Raw genomic sequence first — 18,107 nt, forward strand, 5'->3', positions numbered from 1 at the left:
GAAAAGGGCCGGACGTTTGCGCCCGGCCCCTTCGTCTGTCTGGCGTGAGCCTTGGCTCAGCTGCCCGGCGTCAGGTTCACCGCGGCATATTTGCCACGACGGTCCACCTCGAGCTCGAACTCGAGACGGTCGCCTTCGTTGAGCGTCGGCATGCCGGCACGCTCGACGGCGGAGATGTGAACGAACGCATCGGGCTGGCCATCGTCGCGCTGAATGAAGCCGAAGCCCTTCATCGCGTTGAAGAACTTGACCGTGCCGGTCGCCTTCTCGCCGGTCAGCTGACGCTGCGGGCCACCACGGCCGCCGGGGCCGGCATCGCGGTCACGCGGCGGACCGCGGTCCTCGACCGGCATCGGCTCGCCATCGATCTTCAGCTCGGTGGCCGAGATGCGGCCACCGCGATCGACGAGAGTGAAGCCAAGCGGCTGACCCTCGGCCAGGCCGGTCAGGCCTGCCTGCTCGACTGCCGAGATGTGCACGAACACGTCTTCGCCGCCATCGTCACGAACGACAAAACCGAAACCCTTCTGCGCGTTGAAGAACTTCACGACGCCGGTGCCTTCGCCGATCACCTGCGGGGGCATGCCGCCACCGCCGCCACCGCGGAAACCACCACCGCCGCCGCCACCGCGGAAACCACCGCCGCCGCCGCCGCCGAAGCCGCCACCACCGCCGCCGCCGCCGAAGCGATCACCGCCGCCGGAGAAACCGCCGCCGAAGCCGCCGCCACGGCCGCGATCCTCGAAACCGCCGCCGTAGAAATTGTCGTCGCCGCCGAAACCGTCGCGCTTGTCCCTGCCGCGCCCGCCGCGATCCCCACGGCGCCCTCTATCGAAACTCATGCCCTGTTCGTCTTCCCGGTTCGCCCGAAATCACCATCGAAACCCAAGCGCCGGACGAGCGCGCAAGTCTTCGGACACCCGAAACGGGGTGCCTCTAGAATCAGTCATAGCCCAAAAGCACCTTGGGAGCGAACGAAATTCGACCCAGGTCAGGGTGAATTTCATCCCGCTTCTTGCCCATATCGCCGCTGCAGGGCAGATCGGGGCATGGACTCGATCATGGACCTCCTCGCCAGCCCGGCCGCCTGGGCAGCCCTTGTCACGCTGATCGTGATGGAGGTGGTGCTCGGAATCGACAACCTGATCTTCATTTCGATCCTGTCGAACAAGCTGCCGCCCGAGCAGCGCCAGAAGGCGCGCCGGATCGGCATCAGCCTGGCGCTGGTCATGCGCCTTGCCCTGCTGACCATGATCGCCTGGATCGTCGGCCTGACACAGCCGGTCCTCGATCTCGGCATTACCGGCCCGCTCGACTCGCACGGCGTGCCCGCGTTCGAAACGGCCTTTTCGTGGCGCGACCTGATCCTGATCGCCGGCGGCCTGTTCCTGGTGTGGAAGGCGACCAAGGAAATCCACCATTCGGTCGACACGCATGACAGCGACGACCTGCTCGACAAGGACAAGACGTCGCAGGCGGGGATCAACTTCACCTCGGCGATCGTTCAGATCCTGTTGCTCGACATCGTCTTCTCGGTCGATTCGATCCTGACCGCGGTGGGCATGACCGAGCATGTCGAGGTGATGTATGTCGCCGTGATCGTCGCGGTGATCGTCATGCTGGTCGCCGCAGACCCGCTGGCCAATTTCATCAACGGCAACCCGACGGTGGTGATGCTCGCGCTCGGCTTCCTGCTGATGATCGGTACGGTGCTGATCGCCGAAGGCTTTGGCGCACACATCCCCAAGGGCTATATCTATACGGCCATGGCATTCTCGGCCGGGGTCGAGATGCTCAACATCTGGTCGCGCCGCTCCCGCGAGAAGCGCCTGGCGGCAAAGGGCGATACGATTCAATGAGGCCAGCCGCCGGTCCGCCCATTGAACCGGGACCGGCCGCACCCCATTGAGCCTTGCGACGAAGGGGTCTAGGCGGCGGCGATGACTGTTCATTTCTACGAAGAAGACATTCCCGAAGGGCTGTTCGCGCCCGGCGCATCGATCGCGGTCGATACCGAAACCATGGGCCTCGTCACGCTGCGCGACCGGCTGTGCGTGGTACAGCTGTCGGACGGGTCGGGCGACGAGCATCTCGTCCGGTTCGGCCCGCGCTCGACCTATGATGCGCCCAATCTTCGCGCGGTGCTGGCCGATCCCGAGCGGCTGAAGCTCTATCACTTCGCGCGCTTCGATCTTGCGGCGATCCGCTTCTATCTCGGCGTGATGCCTGCCCCCTGCTATTGCACCAAGATCGCCTCGCGGCTGGTGCGCACCTATACCGATCGCCACGGCCTGAAGGACCTGGTGCGCGACCTGCTGGGTCAGGAAATCTCGAAGCAGCAGCAATCCTCCGACTGGGGCGGCCCGGACCTGTCCGATGCGCAGCGCGACTATGCAGCGTCGGACGTGCGTCATCTCCATGCGATGAAGGCCGAGCTCGACCGCCGGCTCGAACGTGAAGGCCGCATGGAACTTGCACAGGCCTGTTTCGATTTTCTCCCTGCCCGCGCGGAACTGGATCTCGCGGGATGGCCGGAAGTGGACATCTTCGCGCATGCATGAAGGCTCGCGCCTTTCCTGTGAGACAGTGAATGTCTGAAGTCGCCGCCCGACTTCAGAACCAGCGTCGTGCCTGGGCCCATCCGGGGTCCAGCCATGACAGGCTGGTGCGCCTGCTGCTGATCGTTCTGCCGATCGCGATCGCGGTGCTGGCCGTCGGGCTGGTCGTGTCGCCGCTGATGACGACCGCCGAAGTCAGCTTCGTGCTCGACAAGAACAAGGTCGATGTCGCGTCCGAACGGCTGCGCGTCCAGAGCGCCGAATATCGCGGCGAAGATGCCAAGGGCCAGGCATTCAAGCTCAACGCCGGCAGCGCCGTGCAGAAGAGCTCGACGGATGCCGAGGTGCAGCTGAACGACCTGAACGCGCAGCTCGGCCTGCCCGAGGGTCCGGCGACCGTGCGCGCCGACAAGGGCCGCTACAATCTGCAGAATGATCAGGTGGCGATCGACGGTCCGATCGCGTTCCGCACCGCCGACGGCTACACGCTGGACACGCATGACGCGACGCTCGACCTGAAGACCCGCCAGCTCACCAGTGGCGGTGCAGTTACGGGCCGTACGCCGACCGGTACCTTTTCCGGCAACAAGCTGACCGCCGATCTCGAACAACGAACCGTCCGCGTCGATGGGAATGCGCGCTTGCGCATCTATCCCAAGCGCGCAAATAGGCAGTAATGATGCGCGCACTCGCCCTGCTTCCGCTCGGCCTTTTCATGGCGCTGGGTGCTTCCGCCCCGGCAACGGCGCAGACGCGCCACAATACCAACGCCCCGATCGACTTCGCCTCGGATCATTTCGAGATCCAGGACAAGGCGAACCGCGTCATCCTGACCGGCAATGTCCGGATCACCCAGGCGGAAATGACGATGACGGCGGCGCGCACCACGCTGAGCTATACCGGCCAGATCACCGACGGGTCGCCGCAGGTTTCGCGCCTCGACGCATCGGGCGGGGTGACCGTCACCCGCCCCGACCAGAGCGCGCGCGGCCAATATGCCGTCTATGACATCAACCGCCGCGTCATCACCATGGTCGGCGGCGTGACGCTGCGCCAGGGTCCCAATGTGATCAACGGCGGACGGCTGGCGATCAATCTCGACACCGGCCGCGCGACGATCGACGGATCGGGCGTCAGCGGCAGCACGACGCCGGGCGGCGTGCAGAGCCAGGGCGGCCGCGTCACCGGCCGCTTCTCGGTGCCGAAGCGTGACGAGGCACCGGCTTCCACGCCGTCGCCCTGACCGATCGCACCGATTCAACGCCCGACCGCTTGAACCCTTTGCTCGTCCATGCTTCTCATGCACGAATCCTGCCAATAAGCGTAGCCTGACGGCGCGGGGGCGCGAGCGAACCCATCGAGGGCCAAGATGACCGACACTGCCGAACTCGAGACACCGATCGCCGACGTCGTGCCGCCGCCCGAAAAGGGACTGGCGGTGGTCTCGATCGCGAAGGCCTATGACAAGCGGGTCGTGCTGACCGACGTGTCGATGTCGGTCGCGCGCGGCGAGGTGATCGGCCTGCTTGGTCCCAACGGCGCGGGCAAGACCACCAGCTTCTATTCGGTGATGGGCCTGGTGAAGCCCGATTCGGGCCGCATCATGCTGGACGGCGAGGACATCACCGCGTTGCCCATGTATCGCCGCTCGATCCTGGGCCTGGGCTATCTGCCGCAGGAAACGTCGATCTTCCGCGGCCTGTCGGTCGAGAAGAATATCCTGGCCGTGCTGGAACTGTCGGAACCCGACAAGGACGCGCGCCGTCACCGGCTGGACCAACTGCTCGACGAATTCGGTCTGACCCGTTTGCGCGACGCGCCGTCGATGGCGCTGTCGGGCGGCGAGCGGCGCCGCGCCGAGATCGCGCGCGCGCTGGCGGCAGACCCGACGATCATGCTGCTCGACGAACCCTTTGCCGGCATCGATCCCCTGTCGATCAGCGACATTCGCGACCTGATCCGCCAGCTCAAGACGCGCGGCATCGGCGTGCTGATCACCGACCATAATGTTCGCGAGACGCTCGACATCGTCGACCGCGGCTACATCATCTATGACGGCCGGGTGCTGTTCGCCGGATCGCCCGACGACCTGGTGCGCGACGAGAATGTCCGCCGCCTCTATCTTGGCGAGAGTTTCGAACTCTAAGCATCGATGAGCCTGGCGCCACGCCTCGACCTGCGGCAGTCGCAATCGCTGGTGATGACGCCGCAGCTGCAGCAGGCGATCAAGCTGCTGGCGCTTTCGAATCTCGAGATCGAAGCGTTCATCGCCGAGGAGATCGAGAAGAACCCGCTGCTCGAATCGCAGGAGCGCGACGATGAGTCGCCGCGCGATCGCGATGCGGACAGTATGGGCGATTCCGGCCCGGCTGGCGCCCCCGACCTGCCCGATGGCGAATTCTCCGCCGGCGACGCGATGCCCGATGCCAGCCAGCTGTTGTCCGGCGGCGGCGAGGCGCATGGCGAGGCCGCGCTCGATGTCGATTTCTCGGCCGAGACCTTCCACCATGACAGCGCGATCGATTCGCCCGGCGGCATGGACGGCAGCCTGGGCATGGCCGGAACCGGCGGCGGCGGGTCGGAAGACGGACCCGACTTCGACAATTTCAGCGACACCAGCCTGTCGCTGGCCGATCATCTGCTGACCCAGGCGGGACAGGTGATTTCGGGCGGGGACCAGTTCATCGCTGCCCATCTGATCGATCAGATCGACGAGACCGGCTACCTGACCGTCCCGCTGCTCGATATCGCCGAGCGGCTGGGCGTGCCGCTGGCGCGGGTCGAGGCGGTGCTGGCGACCATCCAGACCTTCGACCCCACCGGCGTCGGTGCGCGCAACCTGGCCGAATGCCTCGCGATGCAGGCGAAGGAGGCTGATCGCTACGATCCGTGCATGGCGCGGCTGATCGACAATCTCGACCTGGTCGCGCGCGGCGACATCGCGCGGCTCAAGCGCATCTGCAATGTCGATGACGAGGACATGGCGGACATGATCCGCGAGCTGCGCGACTATGATCCCAAACCCGGCCTTCGCTATGGCGGCGAGCCGACGCTGGCGGTTACGCCCGACATCTTCGTCGCGCGGCGCGGCGCCGGCTGGGCGGTCGAGATCAACGCCGCCACCCTGCCCCGCGTGCTGGTCAACCGCGCCTATTATGCCGAGGTCTCGACCGGCCCTCAGGACAAGTCGAGCAAGGCCTGGCTATCGGACATGCTCGCCAGCGCCAACTGGCTGGTCAAGGCGCTCGACCAGCGGCAGCGCACGATCATCAAGGTCGCCAGCGAGATCGTGAAGCAGCAGGAAGCCTTTTTCCTGCACGGCGTCGCGCATCTGAAGCCGATGACGCTGCGCCAGGTCGCCGACGTGATCGAGATGCACGAATCGACCGTCAGCCGCGTGACCAGCAACAAATATCTCAGCTGCGCGCGCGGGCTATTCGAGCTCAAATATTTCTTCACCAGCGCGATCCAGTCGGCCGATGGCGGAGATGCGGTGTCGGCCGAGGCGGTGAGGAGCGCGATCCGCGGGCTGATCCAGGCCGAGGATCCCAAGAAGATCCTGTCCGACGACACGCTGGTCGAGCTGCTGAACGCCAAGGGGTTCGACATCGCGCGGCGCACGGTCGCCAAATATCGCGAGGCGATGGGCATCGGCAGCTCGGTCCAGCGCCGCCGGCAAAAGGCGCTCGCCGGGGCGGGCTGACGCCGCCCCTGCCCCTCAGTCGTCCTCGTCCTCATAGCCCGACAGGTCGAGCGCACGCGCCTTGATCTGGCGCAGTCGGCACCAATGGACCAGCGCATCCTCGCGCCCATGCGTCACCCACACCTCGCGCGGCGCGACGTCGCGGATCGTGTCGGTCAGCTCGTCCCAGTCGGCATGGTCGGACAGGATCAGCGGCAGCTCGACATTGCGCTGCCGCGCGCGCTGGCGGACGCGCATCCAGCCGGACGCCATCGCCGTGATCGGATCGGGCAGCCGCCGCGACCAGCGATCGTTGAGCGCGCCGGGCGGGCACAGGATGATCCGCCCCTGAAGCTCGGCCTTCGCCACCCCGGTCGCCGGACGCAGTTCGCCCAGGTCGACGCCATGCTCGACATAGAGGTCGCACAGGCGCTGGAGCGCGCCGTGGATGTAGATCGGATCGTCGAACCCCATCACGCGCAATTCGCGGATCACCCGCTGCGCCTTGCCCAGCGCATAGGCGCCGACCAGCACGCAGCGATCGGGATTGGCCCGCAGCGCCGCCAGCAGCTTGTCGAGCTCGTCATGGGTCGAGGGATGGCGGAACACCGGCAGGCCGAACGTCGCCTCGGTGATGAACACGTCGCACGGTGTGACCTTGAACGGCGCGCAGGTCGGATCCTCGCGGCGCTTGTAATCGCCCGAGACGATCACCCGCTCACCGCGATGGTCCAGGACGATCTGTGCGGATCCCAGGACATGTCCGGCGGGCACGAAGTGAAAATCGATCCCGCCCAGCGACAATGCCTCGCCATAGGCCACCGGCCGGGCATTTTGCGCGCCATAGCGCACATCCATGATCGCCAGCGTCTCGGGTGTCGCCCAGACCTCGCCATGCCCGCCGCGCGCATGGTCGGCATGGCCGTGCGTCACCAGCGCCCGCGCGACCGGCTGCGAGGGGTCGACCCAGGCATCGGCGGCGGGAAGGTAGATTCCCGAAGGTTGTGGATCGATCCAGTCGCCGAGCTTCGTCATCATGCCTATATGGTTGCGATGCCAACAGGTTCCCAGCTTCCGCAGCCGCTGACCGACTGGTTTGCCGCGCGTGGCTGGACCCCGCGGCGGCATCAGCTCGACATGCTGGCCGCCGGCCGCGCCGGACAGCATGCGCTGCTGGTCGCGCCGACCGGGGCGGGCAAGACGCTGGCCGGATTCCTGCCGACGCTTGCGGACCTGATCGAGGCGCCGGTCGACGGGCTGCACACGCTCTACATCTCGCCGCTCAAGGCGCTGGCGGTCGACGTTCAGCGCAACCTGCTGACGCCGATCGAGGAGATGGACGTGCCGATCCGGGTGGAGACCCGCACCGGTGACACCCCCAGCGACCGCAAGGCCCGCCAGCGTGCGCGGCCGCCGCAGATCCTGATGACGACGCCGGAGAGCCTCAGCCTCCTCCTGTCCTATCCCGACAGCCTGACGATGTTCGACACGCTGAAGACGGTCGTCATCGACGAGGTCCACGCCTTTGCCTCCGGCAAGCGCGGCGACCTGTTGTCGCTGTGCCTCGCCCGGCTCCACGCGCTGGTGCCCGGCTTTCGCCGCGTCGCCCTCTCCGCCACGGTCGCCGACCCCGATGCCTATCGCGCCTGGCTGGCGCCCTATGGCGATATCGACACGGTCACCCTGGTGCAGGGCGAGAAGGGCGCCGATCCCGACATCGCCATCCTGCTGCCCGAGGATCGCGTGCCCTGGTCGGGCCATTCGGGCATCTACGCCATCGAACAGGTGATGGCGGAGATCGAGACGCACCGTACCACGATCGTCTTCTGCAACACCCGCGGGCTGGCCGAGCTGGTGTTCCAGCAATTGTGGAAGGCGAACCGGCTCAGCCTGCCGATCGGGGTCCATCATGGCAGCCTGAGCCTCGAGGCACGGCAACGCGCCGAAGGGGCGATGGCGGAAGGCAGGCTGCGCGCGCTCGTCGCCACCGCCAGTCTCGACCTCGGCGTCGACTGGGGCGATGTCGATTGCGTGATCCAGATGGGTGCGCCCAAGGGATCGTCGCGCCTGCTGCAGAGAATCGGACGCGCCAATCATCGGCTCGACGAGCCCAGCGAGGCGGTGCTCGTGCCGGGCAATCGCATGGAGTATCTCGAGGCGCGCGCCGCACTGGACGCTGTCGAGGCGGGCGAGCTGGACGAGGATGTGTTCCGCGCCGGCACGCTCGACGTGCTCGCCCAGCATGTCATGGCCTGCGCCTGCGCCGCTCCCTTCAGCGAAGAGCAAATGCTGCACGAAGTGCGTGCAGCATTGCCCTATTCGGCGCTCGATCAGGAAGTGTTCAACCGCGTCCTCAACTTCATCGCCGACGGCGGATACAGCCTGCGCGCCTATGACCGGTTCAAGCGGCTGACGCTGGGCAAGGACGGGCTGTGGCGGATCAGTCATCCGAGCTTTGTTGCGCAGCATAGGTTGAACGCCGGCATCATCGTCGAGGCCCCGATGCTGGAGGTGCGCTTCAAGAATGGACGCAGGCTGGGCAAGGTCGAGGAAGGGTTTGGCTCGACGCTGGCGCCCGGCGACACCTTCTTCTTCGCCGGCATGGCGCTGGAGGTCGAGAAGGTCGAGCTGACCGACCTGATCGTCCGCGCCACCGCGAAGCAGGCGCGCATCCCCAGCTATATGGGCGCGCGGCTCGCCATCACCTCCAACCTGGCGCACCGCGTCCGGCAATATCTCCACGATCGCAGCCAGTGGCCGCGCTTCCCGGATGATGTGCGCGAGTGGCTGGAAACCCAGGCGCGACGTTCGGCGATGCCGACGCCCGAGCAGCTGCTGGTCGAAACCTTCCCCCATGAGGGGCGCCACCACATGATCTGCTACAGCTTCGAAGGCTGGAACGCGCACCAGTCGCTGGGCATGCTGATCACCCGACGGATGGAGGCCATGGGCCTCAAGCCGGTCGGGTTCGTCGCCAACGACTATGCGCTGGCGGTGTACGGCCTGGAGAAGATCGAGGATCCGCGCGCGCTGTTCTCGCCCGACATTCTCGAGCACGAGTTCGTAGAATGGGTCCAGCAATCGGCATTGCTGAAGCGCGCCTTCCGCGAAGTCGCGATCATCGGCGGCCTCGTCGAGCGCCAGCATCCGGGCAAGCGCAAGAGCGGCCGGCAGGTCACCTTCTCGACCGACCTGATCTACGATGTGCTGCGCAAATACGAACCCGACCATCTGCTGCTGCGCGCCGCCTGGGCCGATGCGCGGGCGCGCATGACCGATGTCGGGCGGCTGGCGCACTTGCTCGACACGGCGGGCGAGCGGATGCTGCACGTCGATCTCGATCGCGTCACGCCGCTGGCGGTGCCGGTGCTGATCATGATCGGCCGCGAGACGGTGGCGCAGGGCGTGACCGAGGACGAGCTGCTGATCGAGGCGGAAGCGATCGCGACCGAGGCGATGCGGCTCGACTGAATTAGGGCATTCAACTTCGCGATTGCTGCGCAGCATTGCGAGGTATATCTTCAAGGCCATGAATGGTCTGAGCGTCCTGGCCTTGCTCGCACTGCCGATCGGAGCGATCGCGAGCGCGTCTTCCCAGGATCCGGCAACGATCGAGCAGGCGGCAGCGGAAACGGTGCTGGTCCAGCTCGGGCAGCTCGACCGGAGATTGTCGGTGCCGGTGGGGATCGGCAATTCCAAACCCTATAATTTCGTGATCGATACCGGCGCCGAGCGCACGGTCGTCTCGCGCCAGCTCGCCAGCGTCCTGGGCCTCGCGCCGTCCGGGCGCATCCAGGTCACCTCGATGACCGAGCGCAGCCTGGTGGACACGGTGATCGTCCCCGAACTCTTCATCCGGTCGATCGGCCAGCGCCACACGATCCGCGCCCCGGCGCTGGAGGCGAGCAATATCGGCGCCCCCGGCCTGCTGGGGATCGATACGTTGCAGAAACACCGGGTGGTGATCGATTTCGAGCGCAACGAGATGGCGGTGATGCCGTCCCAGCCGCGGCGCCGAGCGACGCCCACCGACCCGGACGAGATCGTCGTCGTCGCGCGCAGCAAGTTCGGCCAGTTGATCGTGACCGACGCATATTATGGCAACATGCCAATCAAGGTCGTGCTCGACACCGGCAGCCAGGTCAGCGTGGGCAATTCGGCGCTGCGCAAGCGGGTTCGCGCACGCAAGGGTCAGGTCCAGATTACCGAGATCACCAGCGTGACCGGCGGCAAGGCCAATGTCGATTACATGATGGTGCCCGACATCAAGCTGGGCAATATCCGCTTCGGAGCAATGCCGGTCGCCTTCACCGACGCGGCGCCCTTCACCTATTTCGGCCTGGCCGACAAACCGGCGATGCTGCTCGGCATGGACTCGCTGCGGGAATTCCGCCGCGTGGAGATCGACTTTCCCAATCGTCAGGTCCGCTTCCTGCTGCCCAAGGGGGCCGAGCGGCGCGCACGCGACAGTTTCGGATCGATGGCAGCCCTTAGTCCGCATAGCCGCCGGACTTGACTCGGGACCCCGCGCCCTGCTGTGCGCAGGGTGATGACACCGCTCTCCCCCGCTTCGCTCGCCTCGTTGCCCGCCGCGGTCCGCCGCCCCGGGCACGACATCGCCTCGGTCACCACCGGCATCGTCCATTTCGGTCCCGGCGCCTTCCATCGCGCGCATCAGGCGGCCTATGTCGACGCGCTGCTGGACAGCGATCCAAGCTGGGGCATCGCCGCGGTTTCGCTGCGCACGCCGGGGACGGTCGATGCGCTGAAGGCGCAGGGCGGGCTCTACACGCTGGCGGTGCTCGACCGCGAACCGGAGAACCGGATCATCGCCGCGCACAGCGATGCGATTGGCCCCGGCGAGGGCGCCCGACTGAGGACGCTGCTGGCCGACCCGCGCATCCGCATCGCGTCGAGCACCGTGACCGAGAAGGGCTATTGCCTGGGCGGCGACGGGACGCTGGACCTGAATCATCCCGACATCGTCCACGACCTGGCCCGTCCGGCCGAGCCGCGCAGCGTGATCGGCTGGATCGTCGCGGGCCTCGGCGATCGCCGCGCGGCCGGCACTCCACCCTTCGCGATGCTGTGCTGCGACAACATGACCGGCAACGGCGGGAAGCTGCGTGCCGCGTGCGCTGCTCTGGCGCGTCACTATGATCCCGGCCTGGCCGACTGGATCGAGGGTGAAGTCGCCTTTCCCGATTCGATGGTCGATTCGATCACGCCGGCCAGCGATGAGGCCTTTCTGGCCAAGGTCACCTCGGATCTCGGCGTCGACGATCGCGCCGCGGTCCAGCGCGAGCGCTTCACCCAATGGGTACTTCAGCCCTTCCCCGGCGCGCCGGACCTGGCATCGGTCGGCGTGACGCTGGCCAGCGACGTCCGCGGCTATGAGCGCGCCAAGCTGCGCGTGCTGAACGGCACCCACAGTTCGCTTGCCTATATCGGGCTGGCGCTAGGCCATGAGACAGTGTTCGAAGGGATGTCCGACCCCGCGCTTGCCGGGTTCATCATCCGACTGGCGCATGACGACATCCTGCCCTCGCTTCCCGCCATCCAGGGCTTCGATGCGCCCGGCTATGCCGATGCGGTGCTCAACCGTTACCGCAACCCCGCGATCCGCCATTTGCTGTCGCAGATCGCCTGGGACGGGTCGCAGAAGCTACCCTATCGCCTGCTCGACACGATCGCCGAGGCGCTCGACGCCGGCCGGCCGGTCGATCGACTGGCCGCGCCGATCGCCGCCTGGATCGCGTTCCTGCGCCGCAAGACTGCAGCGGGCGAGACGATCACCGATCCGCTCGCGGACACGCTGTCGGCGGCGAGTGCCGACCTCGACGCGATGCTTGCGATTCGCCAGGTCTTCCCCGCCCGCGTGGCCGAGGAACCGCGTTTTCGCAACGCGCTGGGCCGCGCGCTGGCGGCATTCGAGTCGGGCGACCTACAAGCCGTGCTGGCGATCTGAACAGGATGCGCCGGTGCGGGACCTCCGCCCGGCGCCGGTCTCACACGGGCTGCGGACCCGCGCTGCCCAGGATATGGCTGCACAATTGCGCCTGGGGCGTATCATTCTCCTCCAGCGCGGCGACGGTGACCCAACCCTCGCGCCGAAGCTCGGCGCCGCGCGCGGGGTCGGTGCCAAACGGCAGGAACAGCCGGCGCCGGTCGCCTGCGCCGATACCGGCGTCGAGGATCGGATCGGCGTAGAGCGAGAAGCCGACCGCCGGCTCCTCCCGGCCATCCTCATGGACGATCACATAGGTGCCGCCGCGACCGATCTCCTCGCGCACGCCGCGCGCGAAGATCGAGAAGCCCAGCCAGCTCTGATATTCGAACCCATGCCGCTCGGTCGGATCGAGCGTCAGCGCAACCCCATCGGGCAGGCTTGCCGCCACCTGTGCCAGCCCGTCGAGCCGCGACTGCAGCGCCTCGATTCCGCGCAGCTTGGCCATTGCCGCATCGAACGGGCCCGCTGCCTCGATCAGCGGCAGATAGTCGGGCGCGATCGCCGCGACACCCCCGGCATCCTTGCCGTCCAGCCGCTCGCGCAGCTCGGCCAGCTTTGCCGGCGGCAGCGTCTCGCCGGCCAGCGTGTCGACCAGATCGGGAAGGGTGAAGTCGATCGCGACCCCTTCGACCCCGGCCTGCCCGAGCGCCTCGACCGCAACGCGGACGATCTCGCTGGCAGCGGCAACCGAATCGAGACCGATCAGCTCGCATCCGATCTGGCGCAGGGCGCGCTCGGGCCGCAGCTGCGATGCGCGCAGCTTGAGCACCGGCCCGGCGTAGCTGAGGCGGACAGGACGGGGGTGATGCGCCATGCGGGTCGCCGCGATCCGGCCGACCTGAGCGGTGATGTCGGGCCGGATCGCCAGCGTCTGCTGCGATGCCGGATCGACGAACCGAACAGCGTCGCGCATCCCGCCGGCCTTCAGTCGCGACGCGAGCGCATCGGCGAACTCGGCAAGCGGCGGATCGACCTGCTCATAGCCATAGCCATGCGCCACCCCGAGCACCCGCGCCTCGACCCGCGCCGCCGCATCTGCGGCGGGCGGCAGTCGATCGTGGAATCCCTCGGGAAGCAATCCGGTCATCAAATGGTCCTTTCGCCCCGCCCCTTATCCGTTCCGGCACGGGCTGTCGAAGCCCGGTTGCCAGAGCGCGAGGCGGGGCGAAAGGGGCAGGTCAGAAGCGAAGCGCCATGGCGGTCTTCACACCCGGAAGCGCGCGCACGGTGGCGATCAGTTCGGGCGTCACGGCCTCGTCCACCGAGAGCAGCAGCACTGCCTCGCCACCGGCATCGCGCCGGCCGAGATGGAAGGTGCCGATGTTGACGCCCGCCTCGCCCAGCGTGGTGCCGAGGCGACCGATGAAGCCCGGCGCATCCTCGTTCACGACATAGAGCATGTGGCCGACCAGATCGGCCTCGACCTTGATGCCGAACAGTTCGACCAGGCGCGGCGCCTTGTTGCCGAACAGCGTGCCCGCCACCGAACGCTCACCCGCATCGGTCTTCACCGAGACGCGGACCAGCGTGTGGTAATCGCCTTCCTTCTCGGTACGGACCTCGCGAACCTCGATCCCGCGCTCCTTGGCGAGGAACGGCGCGTTGACCATGTTCACCGTGTCCGAATGGACGCGCAGGAAGCCCGAAAGCACCGCACTGACGATCGGCTTCTGGTTGAGCTCGGCGGCCGCGCCCTCGCTGTGGATCGAGACGCGCGGGATGGTGCCATGCTGCAGCTGGCCGACCAGGCTGCCCAGCTTCTCGGCCAGTTCCATGTACGGCTTCACCCGCGGCGCTTCCTCGGCCGACAGGCTCGGCATGTTCAGCGCGTTGGTGACGCCGCCCGACACGAGGAAATCGGCCATCTGCTCGGCGACCTGGATCGCGACATTGACCTGCGCCTCGCTGGTCGACGCGCCCAGATGCGGGGTGGCGACGAAGTTTGGCGTGCCGAACAGCGGATGTTCCTTGGCCGGCTCGGTCACGAACACGTCGAGTGCGGCACCGGCGACATGGCCCGAATCGAGCAGTTCCTTCAGCGCGGCCTCGTCGATCAGGCCGCCGCGCGCGCAGTTGATGATGCGGACGCCCTTCTTGGTCTTGAGCAGATTGTCGCGGCTCAGGATGTTGCGGGTCTGGTCGGTCAGCGGCGTGTGCAGCGTAATGAAGTCGGCGCGTGCCAGCAGCTGCTCGATCTCGACCTTCTCGACGCCCATCTCGACCGCGCGCTCGGGGCTCAGGAAGGGATCGAATGCGACGACCTTCATCCGCAGGCCCTGCGCGCGGTCGGCGACGATCGATCCGATATTGCCGGCACCGATCAGGCCCAGCGTCTTGCCGGTCAGCTCGACGCCCATGAAGCGGTTCTTCTCCCACTTGCCCGCCTGGGTCGAGGCGTCGGCCTCGGGCAGCTGGCGGGCCAGCGCGAACATCAGCGCGACGGCGTGTTCGGCGGTGGTGATCGAATTGCCGAACGGCGTGTTCATCACCACCACGCCCTTGGACGAGGCGGCGGGGATGTCGACATTGTCGACGCCGATGCCGGCGCGGCCGACGACCTTCAGGTTCGTCGCGGCGTCGAGGATCGCCTTGGTCACCTTGGTCGAGCTGCGGATCGCCAGCCCGTCATAATTGCCGATGATCGCAGCCAGCTCCTCGGGAGTCTTGCCGGTGATCTCGTCCACCTCGACCCCGCGCTCGCGGAAGATCTCGGCTGCCTTGGGATCCATCTTGTCGCTGATCAGTACCTTGGCCATGGTCATATCCTGTCGATAGGCGCGCCGCTCCCGCGGCTGCGCATGAAGTCGTGTCGGGAAACGGGGCCCGCGCACCGCACGGGCCCGGATGCGGGATCAGCCCGCCTTGACGGTCGCGTAGGCCCAGTCGAGCCAGGGGCCGAGCGCCTCGATATCGGCGGTATCGACCGTGGCACCGCACCAGATGCGCAGGCCCGCGGGCGCGTCGCGATATCCGGCGACATCGAAAGCGGCGCCTTCGGCCTCGAGCAGCGCGGCGAACTTCTTGATGAAGGCCTCATCCGCACCCTCGACCGTCAGGCAGACGCTGGTCTTCGACCGCGATGCCTCGTCGGCGGCGAGATGGCCGAGCCAGTCGCGCTCGGCGACGATCCGGTCGAGCGCCGCGGCATTCGCGTCCGAACGTGCGATAAGGCCCTCGGCGCCGCCCAGGCCCTTGGCCCATTCCAGCGCGAAGATCGCATCCTCGACCGCCAGCATCGACGGGGTGTTGATCGTCTCGCCCTTGAACACGCCCTCGGCGAGCGCACCCTTGGACACGAGGCGGAACACCTTGGGCAGCGGCCAGGTCGGGGTATAGCTGGTCAGCCGCTCGACCGCGCGCGGGCCGAGGATCAGGACGCCGTGGCCGCCCTCGCCGCCCAGCACCTTCTGCCACGAGAAGGTCGCGACATCGATCTTGTCCCACGGCAGGTCATAGGCGAACACCGCGCTGGTGGCGTCGGCGAAGGACAGACCCTCGCGGTCATCCGGAATCCAGTCGCCGTTCGGCACCCGCACGCCGGAGGTGGTGCCGTTCCAGGTGAACAGCACATCGGTCGACCAGTCGATCGCGTTCAGATCGGGCAGCTGGCCATAGTCAGCGCGCACCACGGTCGGATCGAGCTTCAGCTGCTTGACCGCATCGGTGACCCAGCCTTCACCGAAGCTTTCCCAGGCGAGCGTCGTCACGCCGCGCGCGCCGAGCATCGTCCACATCGCCATTTCGAAGGCGCCGGTGTCGGAGCCCGGGACGATGCCGATGCGGTGCGTGTCCGGCAGCTTCAGCATCTCGCGCATCAGGTCGATGCAATAGGCGAGACGCGACTTGCCAAGCTTGGAGCGGTGCGAGCGGCCGAGAACCTCGGTGGCGAGCTTCTCGGGCGACCAGCCGGGCGGCTTGGCACAGGGACCGGAGGAAAAATGGGGGCGAGCCGGCCGGGTGGCGGGCTTGGCGGACGCACGAGGGGCGTCGGTAACGATCGTATCAGTCATGTAATCTCTCCTTACAGAGAGCTGCGCGGCGTTGGGACCGCGTGGCCCGCCGACGGCCCTAAAGCCGCGCCAAGGAAAGTCAATTGCGTGGTGCACGCGGCCGACGCAATTTTGATGCGATTGGTCTGCCGACAGTCCGCAAGGGGATGAGATCGCGCGGCAGATGTGTATTCTGGGCCGCATGCATGTGCGTTGGTTCTGCGTCCCCCTGATGCCGCTCGCCTTGTCCGCCTGCTTCTTCGGCGGTGGCGGCGACCGCGACACCCGCCCGGCACCGCGCCCCTCGCCGACGATTCGCGAGCGCGGCTCGGGCCCGATCACGCTGAACCTGCCGACGTCGCGCGAGACGCAGCAATGCTTCACCGATCTGTCGCGCGCCGATGTGCGCTACAGCTCGCTGCCGGACCGCGACTATGGCGGCGGCTGCATCGTCACCGGCGCAGTCCAGCTGCTCGACATCGGCGTGCCGGTCACCAATCTGAAGGCGATCACCTGCCCGGCGGCCCGTGCGCTGACCGGCTGGGTCCGCCACGCGGTTGCCCCGGCTGCGGCGCAGATCCTCAAGAGCGAGCTGGTCAAGGTCGAGACCTATGGCACCTATTCATGCCGCGGCATCGTCGGCCGCGGCGCGGCGGGAGCGGCCAAGCTGTCCGAGCATGCTCATGCAAACGCAGTCGACATTTCGGGCTTCGTCCTGCGCGACGGGCGGCGCATCACCATCGAGCGCGACTGGAAATCGTCCGACCCGGACACGCAGCGATTCCTGGAGGCGGTTCACAAATCCGCCTGCCGCCGGTTCAAGACCGTGCTGAGCCCCGAGTACAACGCCGCCCACTACAACCACCTGCACTTCGACATGGGCAAGGGGCCTTTCTGCCGCTGAGGCTTTGCGCTAAGCGGATATAAATGACCGATACCAAAGTACCGTCGCGGGTATTCCGTCCCGCGAAGCAGGAAGCCGAGACCGCCAAGGACCACGGCACCACCCCGCAGACCGAACATCCCGCCTATCGACTCGCTTTCCAGGATCTGGATTTCCTGCTGCGCGACGACCTGCGACCGGTTCGCTTCCAGCTAGAGCTGCTGAAGCCGCAACTGCTGCTCGACGAGGCGAACATCGCATCGACCTTCGTCGTCTATGGCTCGGCGCGGATTCCCGAGCCGTCCAAGGCGACCGCACTGCTCGACCTGGCGACCACGGCCGAGGGCCGCAAGATCGCCGAGAGGCTGGTCGAGAAATCGAAATATTACGACGTGGCCCGCGAACTGGCGCGCCTCGCCAGCAACTTCCCGCGCGACGAAGCCGGCAAGCAGCATTTCGTCGTCACCTCGGGCGGTGGCCCGTCGATCATGGAAGCGGCCAATCGCGGGGCGCGCGATGTCGGCGCCGATACGGTCGGCCTGAACATCGTCCTGCCCCATGAACAGGCGCCCAACCCCTATGTCACCCCGGGGCTGAGCATGCAGTTCCACTATTTCGCGCTCCGCAAGATGCACTTCCTGCTGCATGCGCGCGCGGTGGCAGTGTTCCCCGGCGGCTTCGGGACCTTCGACGAATCGTTCGAGCTGCTGACGCTGATCCAGACCGGCAAGATCGCGCCGATTCCGGTGATCTTCTACGGCAAGGAATTCTGGAACCGCGTCGTGAATTTCGACGCGCTGTGCGAGGAGGGCGTGATCTCGCGCCGCGACCTCGACCTGTTCCATTTCTGCGAGACCGCCGAGGAAGGCTGGCAGATCGTCCAGGACTTCTGGCGCGACAAGGATCACACCCGCATCGAGCGTCCGCGCGCCCGAATCAACGGGCACGAATAACCGGCGCGCCCCGCGCTCCGGCCCGGCCCAAA

Annotated in this window: 16 protein-coding genes; 11 read left to right on the plus strand and 5 right to left on the minus strand. The window is 66.9% G+C overall.

Going from position 1 to position 18,107, the window contains the following annotated elements:
• Positions 1-56 precede the first annotated feature (56 nt).
• Positions 57-842 carry a cold-shock protein gene (locus ACZ1H8_RS05895; RefSeq protein ID WP_465180424.1) on the minus strand — a complete coding sequence of 262 codons (786 nt, stop codon included), beginning with the start codon at positions 840-842 and terminating at the stop codon, positions 57-59.
• Positions 843-1,049: 207 nt separating this feature from the next.
• On the opposite strand from ACZ1H8_RS05895, the gene ACZ1H8_RS05900 reads away from it, so the two are divergent.
• The 6 genes from ACZ1H8_RS05900 to rpoN all read left to right on the plus strand — a co-directional run bounded on the left by ACZ1H8_RS05900 (position 1,050) and on the right by rpoN (position 6,261).
• Positions 1,050-1,859, plus strand: a complete 810-nt coding sequence (locus ACZ1H8_RS05900) for a TerC family protein (protein ID WP_465180425.1) — start codon at positions 1,050-1,052, stop codon at positions 1,857-1,859.
• A gap of 81 nt (positions 1,860-1,940) precedes the next feature.
• On the plus strand, positions 1,941-2,561 hold the full coding sequence (locus ACZ1H8_RS05905) for a ribonuclease D (RefSeq protein ID WP_465180426.1): 621 nt from the start codon (positions 1,941-1,943) through the stop codon (positions 2,559-2,561).
• 29 nt (positions 2,562-2,590) lie between these two features.
• Entirely contained in the window at positions 2,591-3,235 is a 645-nt protein-coding gene (gene lptC / locus ACZ1H8_RS05910) for an LPS export ABC transporter periplasmic protein LptC (protein ID WP_465180427.1), read from the plus strand.
• On the plus strand, positions 3,235-3,801 hold the full coding sequence (locus ACZ1H8_RS05915; protein ID WP_465180428.1) for an LptA/OstA family protein: 567 nt from the start codon (positions 3,235-3,237) through the stop codon (positions 3,799-3,801). Before lptC ends, ACZ1H8_RS05915 begins: the two co-directional genes overlap by 1 nt.
• Positions 3,802-3,927: 126 nt before the next feature.
• Positions 3,928-4,704: an LPS export ABC transporter ATP-binding protein gene (lptB, locus tag ACZ1H8_RS05920; RefSeq protein ID WP_110150648.1), complete on the plus strand. Its 777-nt coding sequence runs from the start codon at positions 3,928-3,930 to the stop codon at positions 4,702-4,704.
• A 6-nt stretch (positions 4,705-4,710) separates the two neighbouring features.
• Positions 4,711-6,261: an RNA polymerase factor sigma-54 gene (gene rpoN / locus ACZ1H8_RS05925; protein ID WP_465180429.1), complete on the plus strand. Its 1,551-nt coding sequence runs from the start codon at positions 4,711-4,713 to the stop codon at positions 6,259-6,261.
• A 15-nt stretch (positions 6,262-6,276) separates the two neighbouring features.
• Here rpoN and ACZ1H8_RS05930 read toward each other — a convergent pair whose 3' ends face one another.
• Positions 6,277-7,275: a ligase-associated DNA damage response exonuclease gene (locus tag ACZ1H8_RS05930; protein WP_465181346.1), complete on the minus strand. Its 999-nt coding sequence runs from the start codon at positions 7,273-7,275 to the stop codon at positions 6,277-6,279.
• 18 nt (positions 7,276-7,293) lie between these two features.
• On the opposite strand from ACZ1H8_RS05930, the gene ACZ1H8_RS05935 reads away from it, so the two are divergent.
• Genes ACZ1H8_RS05935 through ACZ1H8_RS05945 form a run of 3 tightly spaced genes read left to right on the plus strand, consistent with a single transcriptional unit; the run spans position 7,294 to position 12,208 of the window.
• Positions 7,294-9,711 (plus strand): ligase-associated DNA damage response DEXH box helicase, encoded by a 2,418-nt coding sequence (locus tag ACZ1H8_RS05935; protein ID WP_465180430.1) that lies wholly within the window; start codon positions 7,294-7,296, stop codon positions 9,709-9,711.
• A 58-nt stretch (positions 9,712-9,769) separates the two neighbouring features.
• Positions 9,770-10,756 carry a retroviral-like aspartic protease family protein gene (locus ACZ1H8_RS05940; protein ID WP_465180431.1) on the plus strand — a complete coding sequence of 329 codons (987 nt, stop codon included), beginning with the start codon at positions 9,770-9,772 and terminating at the stop codon, positions 10,754-10,756.
• 33 nt (positions 10,757-10,789) lie between these two features.
• Positions 10,790-12,208: a mannitol dehydrogenase family protein gene (locus ACZ1H8_RS05945; RefSeq protein ID WP_465180432.1), complete on the plus strand. Its 1,419-nt coding sequence runs from the start codon at positions 10,790-10,792 to the stop codon at positions 12,206-12,208.
• Positions 12,209-12,248: 40 nt separating this feature from the next.
• Here ACZ1H8_RS05945 and ACZ1H8_RS05950 read toward each other — a convergent pair whose 3' ends face one another.
• The 3 genes from ACZ1H8_RS05950 to ACZ1H8_RS05960 form a co-directional block, all read right to left on the minus strand.
• Positions 12,249-13,337: an ATP phosphoribosyltransferase regulatory subunit gene (locus ACZ1H8_RS05950; protein WP_465180433.1), complete on the minus strand. Its 1,089-nt coding sequence runs from the start codon at positions 13,335-13,337 to the stop codon at positions 12,249-12,251.
• Positions 13,338-13,428: 91 nt separating this feature from the next.
• A complete protein-coding gene (serA, locus tag ACZ1H8_RS05955; RefSeq protein WP_110150657.1) occupies positions 13,429-15,006 on the minus strand; it encodes a phosphoglycerate dehydrogenase in 1,578 nt (525 codons plus the stop codon).
• 96 nt (positions 15,007-15,102) lie between these two features.
• The gene (locus tag ACZ1H8_RS05960; protein WP_465180434.1) at positions 15,103-16,260 is read right to left on the minus strand and encodes a phosphoserine transaminase; all 1,158 of its coding nucleotides are present in this window, start codon (positions 16,258-16,260) and stop codon (positions 15,103-15,105) included.
• A gap of 181 nt (positions 16,261-16,441) precedes the next feature.
• On the opposite strand from ACZ1H8_RS05960, the gene ACZ1H8_RS05965 reads away from it, so the two are divergent.
• Positions 16,442-17,143 (plus strand): extensin-like domain-containing protein, encoded by a 702-nt coding sequence (locus ACZ1H8_RS05965; RefSeq protein WP_465180435.1) that lies wholly within the window; start codon positions 16,442-16,444, stop codon positions 17,141-17,143.
• A 23-nt stretch (positions 17,144-17,166) separates the two neighbouring features.
• The gene (locus ACZ1H8_RS05970; protein ID WP_465180436.1) at positions 17,167-18,075 is read left to right on the plus strand and encodes an LOG family protein; all 909 of its coding nucleotides are present in this window, start codon (positions 17,167-17,169) and stop codon (positions 18,073-18,075) included.
• Positions 18,076-18,107 lie beyond the last annotated feature (32 nt).

It is taken from the genome of Sphingomonas sp. BL-S-25 (assembly GCF_055521555.1).

What these genes read in the sequence shown, in the direction of transcription:
- ACZ1H8_RS05965 (WP_465180435.1), top strand. Translation starts at nt 16,442, where the DNA reads ATGCATGTGCGTTGGTTCTGCGTCCCCCTGATGCCGCTCGCCTTGTCC.
- ACZ1H8_RS05945 (WP_465180432.1), top strand. Translation starts at nt 10,790, where the DNA reads ATGACACCGCTCTCCCCCGCTTCGCTCGCCTCGTTGCCCGCCGCGGTC.
- ACZ1H8_RS05930 (WP_465181346.1), bottom strand. Translation starts at nt 7,275, where the DNA reads ATGACGAAGCTCGGCGACTGGATCGATCCACAACCTTCGGGAATCTAC.
- ACZ1H8_RS05940 (WP_465180431.1), top strand. Translation starts at nt 9,770, where the DNA reads ATGAATGGTCTGAGCGTCCTGGCCTTGCTCGCACTGCCGATCGGAGCG.
- lptB (WP_110150648.1), top strand. Translation starts at nt 3,928, where the DNA reads ATGACCGACACTGCCGAACTCGAGACACCGATCGCCGACGTCGTGCCG.
- rpoN (WP_465180429.1), top strand. Translation starts at nt 4,711, where the DNA reads ATGAGCCTGGCGCCACGCCTCGACCTGCGGCAGTCGCAATCGCTGGTG.
- ACZ1H8_RS05970 (WP_465180436.1), top strand. Translation starts at nt 17,167, where the DNA reads ATGACCGATACCAAAGTACCGTCGCGGGTATTCCGTCCCGCGAAGCAG.
- ACZ1H8_RS05950 (WP_465180433.1), bottom strand. Translation starts at nt 13,337, where the DNA reads ATGACCGGATTGCTTCCCGAGGGATTCCACGATCGACTGCCGCCCGCC.
- serA (WP_110150657.1), bottom strand. Translation starts at nt 15,006, where the DNA reads ATGGCCAAGGTACTGATCAGCGACAAGATGGATCCCAAGGCAGCCGAG.
- lptC (WP_465180427.1), top strand. Translation starts at nt 2,591, where the DNA reads ATGTCTGAAGTCGCCGCCCGACTTCAGAACCAGCGTCGTGCCTGGGCC.
- ACZ1H8_RS05895 (WP_465180424.1), bottom strand. Translation starts at nt 842, where the DNA reads ATGAGTTTCGATAGAGGGCGCCGTGGGGATCGCGGCGGGCGCGGCAGG.
- ACZ1H8_RS05935 (WP_465180430.1), top strand. Translation starts at nt 7,294, where the DNA reads ATGCCAACAGGTTCCCAGCTTCCGCAGCCGCTGACCGACTGGTTTGCC.
- ACZ1H8_RS05900 (WP_465180425.1), top strand. Translation starts at nt 1,050, where the DNA reads ATGGACTCGATCATGGACCTCCTCGCCAGCCCGGCCGCCTGGGCAGCC.
- ACZ1H8_RS05915 (WP_465180428.1), top strand. Translation starts at nt 3,235, where the DNA reads ATGATGCGCGCACTCGCCCTGCTTCCGCTCGGCCTTTTCATGGCGCTG.
- ACZ1H8_RS05960 (WP_465180434.1), bottom strand. Translation starts at nt 16,260, where the DNA reads ATGACTGATACGATCGTTACCGACGCCCCTCGTGCGTCCGCCAAGCCC.
- ACZ1H8_RS05905 (WP_465180426.1), top strand. Translation starts at nt 1,941, where the DNA reads ATGACTGTTCATTTCTACGAAGAAGACATTCCCGAAGGGCTGTTCGCG.